Annotated in this window: 9 protein-coding genes; 8 read left to right on the forward strand and 1 reads right to left on the reverse strand. The window is 64.8% G+C overall.

Going from position 1 to position 10509, the window contains the following annotated elements; translation table 11 throughout:
* Positions 1-103: 103 nt before the first annotated feature.
* Positions 104-1192: an OpgC domain-containing protein gene (locus tag VMJ11_RS13160; protein WP_325619839.1), complete on the reverse strand. Its 1089-nt coding sequence runs from the start codon at positions 1190-1192 to the stop codon at positions 104-106.
* Between the two features lie 570 nt (positions 1193-1762).
* Between VMJ11_RS13160 and VMJ11_RS13165 the strand changes: the two genes are divergently transcribed.
* The 8 genes from VMJ11_RS13165 to VMJ11_RS13200 all read left to right on the forward strand — a co-directional run.
* On the forward strand, positions 1763-4123 hold the full coding sequence (locus tag VMJ11_RS13165; protein ID WP_325619840.1) for a bifunctional salicylyl-CoA 5-hydroxylase/oxidoreductase: 2361 nt from the start codon (positions 1763-1765) through the stop codon (positions 4121-4123).
* 8 nt (positions 4124-4131) lie between these two features.
* Positions 4132-4911: an SDR family oxidoreductase gene (locus VMJ11_RS13170; RefSeq protein ID WP_325619841.1), complete on the forward strand. Its 780-nt coding sequence runs from the start codon at positions 4132-4134 to the stop codon at positions 4909-4911.
* The gene (locus tag VMJ11_RS13175; protein ID WP_325619842.1) at positions 4908-5471 is read left to right on the forward strand and encodes a MarR family transcriptional regulator; all 564 of its coding nucleotides are present in this window, start codon (positions 4908-4910) and stop codon (positions 5469-5471) included. Before VMJ11_RS13170 ends, VMJ11_RS13175 begins: the two co-directional genes overlap by 4 nt.
* A 34-nt stretch (positions 5472-5505) precedes the next feature.
* Positions 5506-6360 (forward strand): enoyl-CoA hydratase family protein, encoded by an 855-nt coding sequence (locus VMJ11_RS13180; protein ID WP_325619843.1) that lies wholly within the window; start codon positions 5506-5508, stop codon positions 6358-6360.
* A 1-nt stretch (position 6361) separates the two neighbouring features.
* Entirely contained in the window at positions 6362-7549 is a 1188-nt protein-coding gene (locus VMJ11_RS13185; RefSeq protein ID WP_325619844.1) for an acyl-CoA dehydrogenase family protein, read from the forward strand.
* Positions 7550-7590: 41 nt separating this feature from the next.
* Positions 7591-8007, forward strand: coding sequence for a RidA family protein (locus tag VMJ11_RS13190; RefSeq protein ID WP_325619845.1), 417 nt, complete (start codon positions 7591-7593; stop codon positions 8005-8007).
* A gap of 62 nt (positions 8008-8069) precedes the next feature.
* Positions 8070-9722 (forward strand): AMP-binding protein, encoded by a 1653-nt coding sequence (locus VMJ11_RS13195; RefSeq protein WP_325619846.1) that lies wholly within the window; start codon positions 8070-8072, stop codon positions 9720-9722.
* 382 nt (positions 9723-10104) lie between these two features.
* Positions 10105-10509 (forward strand): transposase (locus VMJ11_RS13200; protein WP_325619847.1); only part of this gene is annotated, 405 nt, incomplete at its 3' end.

Consider the following 10509-nt stretch of genomic DNA (forward strand, 5'->3'; position numbering starts at 1 on the left):
CCTGTCGAAATCCCGCGTTTTTGTCGTGCTGCGGGCCACTCTTGGTGGCCCGCAGCAAATCAGCTCCCGCAAATACTCACCTTGGGGGATTCGGCAACGCAGCTCATGTAAGCGCGAAGCGCAGCCGCACCGACTTCAGGCGCCGCGCGCCACTGGCGAGCACGAGCAACGCACCGATCGCCAACAGATCGCCCGCAAGTCTTGCCGGCACCATGGCCGTTGTATGCGGTACGCGCAGCAGCGTATCGATTGCGTTGGACACCACCGCGCCGCCCACGAAGCACACGAGACCCTGCTGACCCACCGTGACGACGGCGGGCAGCCGTTGCGCAAGCCAGGCGATCCAGCCTTTGCGCACCGCCTGCGCCGCGAGCCAGGCAACGGCGGCAAAACTCACGATGCGCACGCTCGCGAGATTCTGCTTCATGTAGCCGGGCTGCGGGTCGAGATTGGCGAACAGCTGGATGAACGCAAACATCGCGGCGAGCATCAGAGCGAACGCCGTCAATGTTCGCCCTGTGCGCGAGGTCTGGAACGCATGCGACACGGGGTAAAGACGGCATAGGAGGCCCAACATGAACATGGCCTGCCACGCGAAAGGGTTGAAGGGCCAAATGGCGCCCTCGGCGGTGGGCAGGTAGCCCGCGAGCCAGCAGCCGGCGAACCACAACGCGAAGCTGCCGACCAGCACGAAATCGGGTGAGCGACGCGCGAGCGGCATCACGAACGGCAATGCGACCACGAGCACGATGTACATCGGCAGCACGCCCGCCAGATAGGGCTGATCGCGGAAGACGGCGATGTTGGTCAGCATCGTGAACGGATGCGCGGCGAAGCGCAGAAAACCCGACTCCGCAACGAGCGGAGAATCGACGCGCAGCATCACCGCGGCGGCGCCCGAAAGCAGCATCAGCGCCGCGGTGAAGAGATACGCGGCGTAGATTTCGCGTCCACGGCGCCAAAAGCGCCGGTTGGCCGCTCCCTCCCCCTTGCGCGCGGCGATGGCAAGCCAGCTGGCCGCGCACACATAGCCGCTCACGAACACGAAAACCTCTGCGGAGTCGCAGAAGGCGAAGTTATGCAGCATGGCATGCGAGAGCACGCTCGACGGAATGTGATCGAGTGCTATGGAGATCAACGCGAAACCGCGGAAAAAGTCGATTTCGATCGACCGCTTCGCTGTCTGACTCATCAATGACAACTCCCGTTCGTGCCGGACATTACGATTGAAGGGATATACGGCCTGTATGCGATGAAGCTGACGTCTCCATTGATCTTTTTGTAAGGATGCCTGATTGATTTGTAACCGCCGACGCGCTGCGCGAAAGGGTTCCGTAAAAGGCCGCGCCCGAGCGCGGCCGCACCATGCGACTTTAATGCCAGGGTGACGCGAAATGTGGCTGCGTAATCCATGGCAAGCATTTCACGGGTGCCTACCCAACCTTGCTGCGCCCCACACACGCCCAAACAGTGCGCGCCATGCACGTTGGCGTGGCGGCCGCCCGTTTGTGGTGCCACATTGGTCGAATCGGAACCGCCCGTGCTCCCGGCTGGGCGGAAAGGCGCGTGTAAGCCTTCGCGCTCCCGCCACGCCCGCCATGGCGGGTTGACGCCGTAGCGCGCCAAGGGTTCCGCAAATTCTCCTGAGTTTCGTCGTCGGTCCCAGGGTCATCCCGCCCCCTCGACAAATTACTTGACACCTAAAGTAAGTAGCCCTACTCTGGCATGCAATCAGAACGAAAGACAGAACGAAGGAGCGAGCATGCGCATTGTTTGCATCGGTGGCGGCCCCGCAGGCCTCTATTTCGGCCTCTTGATGAAGCGCCGTCACCCCGACTACGAGATCACCGTGATCGAACGGAATCGTCCCTACGACACGTTCGGGTGGGGCGTGGTGTTCTCGGACCAGACGCTGGGCAACCTGCGCGCGGCCGATCCGGAGAGCGCGGCGGAAATTCTCGACGCGTTCAATCACTGGGACGACATCGAGATTCACTTCCGCGGTCACTCGGTCCGCTCGTCGGGCCACGGGTTCTGCGGCATTGGCCGCAAGCGGCTGCTGAACATCCTGCAGGCGCGCTGCGAAGCGCTCGGCGTGAAGCTCGTGTTCGAGTCGCAAATCACCGACGACGACATAACCAACGCCGACCTCATCATCGCGAGCGACGGCCTGAACAGCGCCACGCGCCAAAAATACGCGGCCACGTATCAGCCCGATATCGATCTGCGCGACTGCCGCTTCGTGTGGCTCGGCACGTCGAAGCTTTTCGATGCATTCACGTTCGCGTTCGAAGAAACCGAATGGGGCTGGTTCCAGGCGCACGCCTACCGCTTCGACGAGAATACCTCCACGTTCATCGTCGAGACCCCCGACCACGTATGGCGTGCGGCCGGCCTCGACACCATGAGCAAGGAAGACAGCATCGCGTTCTGCGAAAAGCTGTTCGCACGCTATCTCGACGGCCACGCGCTGCGCTCGAACGCGTCGCATCTGCGCGGCTCGGCGCAATGGATCCGCTTCCCGCGCGTGGTCAATCGTGAATGGGTGCACTGGAAAACCGCCGCCGACGGCAAGACGACACCGGTCGTGCTGATGGGCGACGCCGCGCACACCGCGCACTTCTCGATCGGCTCGGGCACGAAGCTCGCGCTCGAAGACGCCATCGAGCTCGCCAACAGCATGGAGGCGCACCCCGGCGATCTGCGCGCGGCGCTCACGCACTATACGAACGTGCGCAGCGTGGACGTGCTGCGCATCCAGAACGCCGCGCGCAACTCCACGGAGTGGTTCGAGCACGTCGATCGCTACACGCAGTTCGAGCCGGAGCAGTTCGCATACTCGCTGCTCACGCGCTCGCAGCGCATCTCGCATGAAAACCTGCGCGAACGCGACGCCGCCTACCTGTCCGGCTTCGAATCGTGGCTCGCCCAGCGTGCAGGTGCCGGCACGCGCGCGGTGCCGCCCATGTTCACGCCGTATACGGTGCGCGGCGTCACGCTCAAGAATCGCGTCGTGGTTTCGCCGATGGCACAGTACTCAGCGCATGACGGCGTGGCAGGCGACTACCACCTCATGCACCTCGGCGCGCGCGCCATGGGCGGCGCCGCGCTGGTCATGACCGAAATGACGTGTGTCTCGCCCGAGGCTCGCATCACGCCCGCCTGCCCCGGAATGTATGCGCCCGAGCATCTACAGGCATGGAAGCGCATCGTCGACTTCGTGCACGGACAGTCAGACGCGAAGATCGGCATGCAGCTCGGCCATTCCGGCGCAAAGGGCTCGACGCGCGTGGCGTGGGAAGGCATCGACCAGCCGCTCGACGACGGCAACTGGCCGCTCCTCTCCGCTTCGCCGCAGCAGTATCTGCCCGGCGTGAGCCAATGGTCGCGCGAGGCGAGCGTCGAGGAACTGCGCGAAATCGAGGCGCAATTCGTGCGCTCCACGCAAATGGCAGCCCAAGCGGGCTTCGACTGGCTCGAACTGCACTGCGCGCACGGCTATCTGCTTTCGAGCTTCCTCTCGCCGCTCACGAACCAGCGCACCGACGAATATGGCGGCTCGCTCGAAAACCGCCTGCGTTATCCGCTGCAGGTCTTCAACGCGATGCGCGCCGTGTGGCCGCAGGACAAGCCGATTTCGGTGCGTATCTCGGCGCATGACTGGGTCGAAGGCGGCAACACGCCGGACGACGCCATCGAAATCGCGCGCGCCTTCAAGGCGGCAGGCGCGGACATGATCGATGTCTCCTCGGGGCAGGTGAGCAAGGCGGAGAAACCCGTCTATGGCCGCATGTTCCAGACGCCGTTCGCCGATCGCGTGCGCAACGAGGCGGGCATTGCGACGATCGCCGTAGGCGCGATTTCTGAAGCGGACCACGTGAACGGCATCATCGCGGCCGGGCGCGCCGACCTGTGCGCCGTGGCGCGGCCGCACCTGGCCAACCCGTCGTGGACGCTCACCGAAGCCGCGCGCATCGGCTACCTCGACATCAAATGGCCGAATCAGTACACGGCCGCCAAGACGCAACTCGAACGCAACATCGAGCGCGAACGCGCGGCAGCCGCCGCGGCGGCAGGTCTCTCGCCGCTCGAGCGCGCGCAACGTGCCGAAGGAACCGTATGAGCGTGAGTATGAACCAGGCAATCCTCAACGATCGCCATGCCGTCGTCACAGGCGGTGGTAGCGGCATCGGCGCGGCAGCGGCCGCAGCACTCCTGCAGGCCGGCGCGCGCGTCACGCTGATGGGCCGCGACGCCGCGCGCCTCGACGCTCAACGCGTGGCGCTCGGCGGCGGCGAGAACGTCGCTTGCGTTAGCGTCGACATTACCGATGAGGACGCCGTGAGCGCCGCTTTCGGGCGTGCCGCGGAAGCATCCGGCGCCGTCGACATCCTCGTGAACAACGCGGGCCAGGCGCAGGCCTCACCGTTCACGCAAACCGACCTCGCGCTGTGGAAGCGCATGCTCGACGTGAATCTCACGGGCGCGTTTCTCTGCACGCGCGCGGTGCTGCCCGCGATGCTCGCGCGCAAGGCCGGGCGCATCGTCAATGTCGCGAGTACGGCGGGCCAGGTCGGCTATCCGTATGTGGCCGCGTATTGCGCCTCGAAACACGGCGTAATCGGCATGACGCGCGCGCTCGCACTCGAAGTCGCCACGCAGGGCGTGACCGTGAACGCCGTATGTCCCGGCTATACGGAAACGGAACTGCTGCAGGCGTCGCTCGAGCAGATCACGCGCAAGACTTCGCGCAGCGAAGCCGAGGCACGCAGCATCCTCGTGCGCCACAACCCGCAGCAGCGTTTCGTCACGCCAGCGGAAGTCGCCAACGCGGTGCTTTGGCTCTGCGCGCCCGGATCGTCCGCGATCACCGGGCAGTCCATATCCGTTTCCGGTGGAGAAATCACATGACATCGCCCGCATCCACGCGCAAGCCCACCGCCGCGAAGACAGGCGCGAAAGTCCCGCGCAAGGGCGTCGAGAAGCCTGCCGAGAACGTCGTCGACATGGAGATGAGCACGGGCGCCGATAGCCACATGGGCCTGCGCCTGTGGCTGCGCCTGCTCACCACGACGAACCTCGTGCAGGCCGAGTTGCGCCGCCGCCTGCGCGCGGAGTTCGACACGACTCTGCCGCGCTTCGACCTGATGGCGCAGCTCGAGCGCCACCCCGAAGGCCTGCGCATGACCGAGCTCTCGCGCCGCCTGATGGTGACGGGCGGCAACGTCACGGGCATTACCGATCAGCTCGAAAAGGAAGGCCTCGTCGTGCGCGACGTGGCTCCCGACGACCGGCGCGCCTTCGTGGTGCGACTCACGCCCGAGGGCCGCGCCCTCTTCGACCGCATGGCGGCCGCGCACGAGCAATGGGTCGTGGAGCTGTTCGGCGGCCTCTCGCTCGACGAGAAGTCGAAGATGCACGAGCGCCTCGGCGAACTCAAACAACATCTGCGCAATGGCCTCGAAGGCTGAACCCCGCGCAGCGCGAATCTCTCGGAGACATATCTTGACGACACGTTCCAGCGCCGAAGCGCTCTTCGCGGGCAACCGGGTGACGCTCACCGGCTATCGGGCGCAACATTTCGGCTGGTCGGTGGAAGACCGCGTCGCGACCATCACGCTCAACCGGCCCGAGCGCAAGAACCCTCTCACATTCGAATCGTACGCAGAACTACGCGACCTCTTTCGCCAACTCGCCTACGCCACGGACGTGAAGACCGTCGTGCTGCATGGCGCGGGAGAAAACTTCTGCTCGGGCGGCGACGTGCACGACATTATCGCGCCGCTCATCGACCTGCCGATGCCCGAGCTGTTGATGTTCACGCGCATGACCGGCGATCTCGTGAAAGCCATGCGCCACTGCCCGCAGCCGATCATCGCGGCCGTGGATGGCGTATGCGCCGGCGCAGGCGCGATTCTCGCCATGGCTTCCGACATGCGCTATGCCACGGCGCGCAGCAAGCTCGCGTTCCTCTTCACGCGCGTGGGGCTCGCGGGTTGCGACATGGGTGCATGCGCGATCCTGCCGCGCATCATCGGTCAGGGCCGTGCCGCCGAACTGCTCTATACGGGCCGCTCCGCGAGCGGCGAAGAAGGCCACGCATGGGGCTTCTACAACCGCTTGTGCGACCCCGAAACGCTGCTCGCCGACGCGCAGAAGCTCGCAGCCGATCTCGCGGCCGGCCCGACTTTCGCGCATGGCATCACCAAGACGATGCTCCATCAGGAATGGACCATGAGCATTGACGAGGCCATCGAGTCCGAAGCACAGGCACAGGCGATCTGCATGGCCACGCGCGATTTTGGCCGCGCCTATGAGGCGTTCGCGGCGAAGACGCGTCCGGTATTCAAGGGAGACTGAATTGAACGCTGCAGCACCCAACAACTTGCACGACGCGCTCGCGTGGCCTTTCTTCGAGCCGCGTCACCGCGCGCTCGCCGCTGACGTCGAAGCCTGGGCGCGCGAGCACCTCGCGCACGTGCCGCACGACGACGTCGACGCAACCTGCCGCGCGCTCGTGCGCAAGCTGGGCGAGGCCGGCTGGCTGCGCTACGGCGTGGGCGGCACCGCGTACGGCGGCCATGGCGACACGATCGACGCGCGCGCCGTCTGCCTGTTGCGCGAAACGCTGGCGAAGCACTCCGGTCTCGCCGACTTCGCGCTCGCGATGCAGGGTCTCGGCTCGGGCGCGATCTCACTGGCAGGCAGCGACGCGCAGAAGTCGCGCTACCTGCCGCGCGTGGCGTGCGGCGAGGCAATTGCCGCGTTTGCGCTATCGGAGCCGCAAGCGGGCTCCGACGTGGCCGCGATGGCGCTGGCCGCGCGCGCCGAGGGCGACGACTACGTGCTCGACGGCGAGAAAACGTGGATCTCGAACGGCGGCATCGCCGACTTCTACGTGGTGTTCGCACGCACGGGCGAGGCGCCGGGCTCACGTGGCATCAGCGCGTTCGTCGTCGACGCCGACACGCCGGGGCTCGAAATCGCGGAGCGCATCGACGTGATCGCGCCGCACCCGCTCGCGCGCCTGCGGTTCACCGGCGCGCGCGTGAAGCGCAGCCAGATGCTCGGCGTCGCCGGCGAAGGCTTCAAGATCGCCATGCGCACGCTCGACATCTTCCGCACCTCGGTGGCCGCGGCCTCCCTCGGATTCGCGCGCCGCGCGATGGCCGAAGGGCTCGCCCGCGCCGCCTCGCGCAAGATGTTCGGCCAGACACTCGGCGATTTTCAGTTGACCCAGGCAAAGCTCGCACAGATGGCGCTAACCATCGACAGCAGCGCCCTGCTCGTCTACCGCGCGGCCTGGCTGCGCGACCAGGGCGAGAGCGTGACGCGCGAAGCGGCCATGGCGAAGTGGCACGCAAGCGAAGGCGCGCAGCAGGTGATCGATGCGGCCGTGCAGCTTTGGGGCGGCATGGGCGTGCAAAGCGGCAATGTCGTCGAGTCGCTCTATCGCGAGATTCGCTCGCTGCGCATCTACGAAGGCGCAACGGAAGTGCAACAGCTCATCGTCGGGCGCGATCTGCTCAAGGAATACAACGCCGCGTAAGCGAGTGCTTCGCGATGCTCCACTACGGAATTGGACGAAACATGAAAAAAGCCCTTCTTCCCGCAGGCTGGGTCAAGCCGCGCGGCTATGCCAATGGCGTCGCCGCCACGGGCACCCAGGTCTTTGTCGCCGGCCAGATCGGCTGGGACGAGAACGCGCGCTTCACGAGCCGCGAATTCGGCGCCCAGGCCGTGCAGGCGCTGCGCAATATCGTCGCCGTGCTCGACGCCGCGGGCGGCAAGCCCGAGCATATCGTGCGCATGACATGGTATGTCACCGACAAGAAGGAGTACCTGGCATCGCTGAAGGAAATCGGCGCGGCGTTTCGCGAGCTGATCGGCGACTACGACATCGCCATGAGCGCGGTGCAGGTGGTTGCGCTCATGGAAGACGAGGCGAAGGTGGAAATCGAAGCGACAGCCGTGATACCCGACGACGCACGCCTCACGCGCGCCTGATCCGCCCGCGCGCGCCGCCCACGCAACAAAACGATCTGATCACTCAGACAGCTGGAGACGCCATGCAACCCACCGCCCATGTCGATACCTTCGCACGCGATCACCTGCCGCCCGAGGCGCAGTGGCCCGTCATGCTGCTCGACAACCCCGACGTTGCCTATCCCGCACGCATGAACTGCGCGGTCGAGTTGCTGGACCGCGCGGTAGAGGCCGGGCGTGGCGATCGCCCGGCCGTCTGGTCCGAGATCAACGGGAAGCCGCACGCGACGACGTACGCCGAACTGCTCGCGCTCGTCAATCGCGCCGCCCATGTGCTCGTGGAAGACATGGGGTTGCAACCCGGCAACCGCGTGCTGCTGCGCGGGCCCAACACGTTGCAGATGGCCGTGGCGTTTCTCGCTTCTCTCAAGGCGGGGCTCGTGGTGATTCCCACCATGCCGCTCCTGCGCGCGAAGGAGCTCAAGCAGATCGTGGACAAAGCGCAAATTCGCGCGGCGTTGTGCGACTTGCGCCTCGCCGATGAGATCGAGCGATGCATGGATCCCGCCGGCGAGTTCTTCTGCGAGCGCCTGGAGCAGGTTCGCTATTTCCATGACGAGGCACCGGGCGACGTCTCCTCGGGCACGCTCGAAAGCCTCGCGGCCGCGAAATCCGCTGAATTTACCGCATGCGATACGGCCAGCGACGACGTTTGCGTCATCGCCTTCACGAGCGGCACGACGGGCACGCCGAAGGGTTGCATGCACTTCCATCGCGACGTGATGGCGATGTGCGACCTGTTCCCGCGCTACATCCTGAAGCCCACGGCCGATGACATCTTCTGCGGCACGCCGCCGCTAGCGTTCACGTTCGGGCTGGGCGGGCTGCTGTGCTTTCCGCTGCGCGTGGGCGCGTCAACGGTGCTGATCGAAAAGCTCACGCCGGCGCTGCTGCTCGAAACCATCCAACGTTTTCGCGCAACGATCGTGTTCACCGCGCCCACGTTCTATCGGCAAATGGCGCCGCTCGTCACGCAATACGATCTTTCCAGCCTGCACAAGACGGTTTCCGCCGGCGAAGCCCTGCCGCAAACCACACGTGACCTGTGGCGTGAAGCGTCGGGCATCGAGATGATCGACGGCATAGGTGGCACCGAGCTGATTCATATCTTCGTTTCGTCAGCCGGTAGCGACGTGCGCCCGGGTTCGATCGGGCGCGCAGTACCCGGCTATGTCGTACAGGCACTCGACGACAACCTTCAGCCCTTACCGCCCGGCGTGACCGGCAACCTCGCCGTGCGCGGCCCGACCGGCTGCCGCTATCTTGCCGACGAACGGCAAACCACTTTCGTGCGCGGCGGCTGGAACCTGCCAGGCGACGCCGTTTCCATCGATGCCGATGGCTATGTGTTCTATCAGGCGCGCTCCGACGACATGATCGTTTCATCGGGATACAACATCGCGGGGCCGGAGATCGAGACGGTGCTCATGCAGCACCCGGCCGTGGCCGAATGCGGCGTGACAGGCGTGCCCGACGAACTGCGCGGCCAGGTCGTGAAGGCGTTCGTCGTCTTGCGCCCCGGCTTCAGCGCGGGAGAAGCGATGGTCAACGAGTTGCAGAACTTCGTGAAGAACGCGGTAGCCGCGTACAAGTACCCTCGCCTCATCGCCTTCCTCGACGCCCTCCCGCGGACGGAAACCGGCAAGCTCAAGCGCTCGGCATTGCGGACGCTGTGAGGCTTGGCGCCTCGATTTAGCTGGATTTGCGCAGGAGGCGGCCACTGGTTATGCGGTGGCCGCCTCCTGCGTTTTCCATTTCTGCACGGCTGTGGTGGGTCGAAATCGTCAATTTACGAAAGTATTATTACGTAAAACGTCGAATTCCTATCTGCGATGCCAGTTATTTTGACATTATTACTATAATGTTGAGTCGAGGCGTGCGGAATGCGACAATCGCTCACCAACCCCGATTGCACTCCGCCATGCAGATCATCAGTCGGCCCTGCAGAAGTTCGTGAGGTCCCGCCTGGCCTGGCGATGCAGTTTGTTGCAGGGTAAAAGAACTCCCAGAACGAATATCGATCTGATCAAGATTCTGGGAGTTTCGGAGTGGTCGCCAATGAGCACGCCTGATTTCTTTCGTAGCCGTCTGGACGCGATGATTGATCTGCGTCACCCGCTTGCCGTGTTGGCAACGAAAATGTCGTGGGCTTCAATCGAAACGACGCTTGCTCCCCTGTTTGAGCGACGCTCACGCGATGGACGGGTAGGCGAAGCGGTTGACCTGTTTGGCTCGAACTCGCTGGAATTTGCCGGTGGCGTCAGTGCCGCTGGACGTCCGCGCCTGCCTATGCGGCTGATGGTGGGTCTGCTGTACCTGAAGCACGCCTACAACGAGAGTGACGAAACGGTGTGCGAGCGCTGGGCGCAGGACGTGTACTTCCAGTTTTTCTGCGGCGAGGAGTATTTCCAGCCGCGTCTGCCGTGCGACCCGACCAACCTGGTGCGCTTTCGGCAGGCGCTG

The organism is Paraburkholderia sp., from assembly GCF_035501035.1.
In the GTDB taxonomy this organism is placed as follows: Bacteria; Pseudomonadota; Gammaproteobacteria; order Burkholderiales; family Burkholderiaceae; genus Paraburkholderia.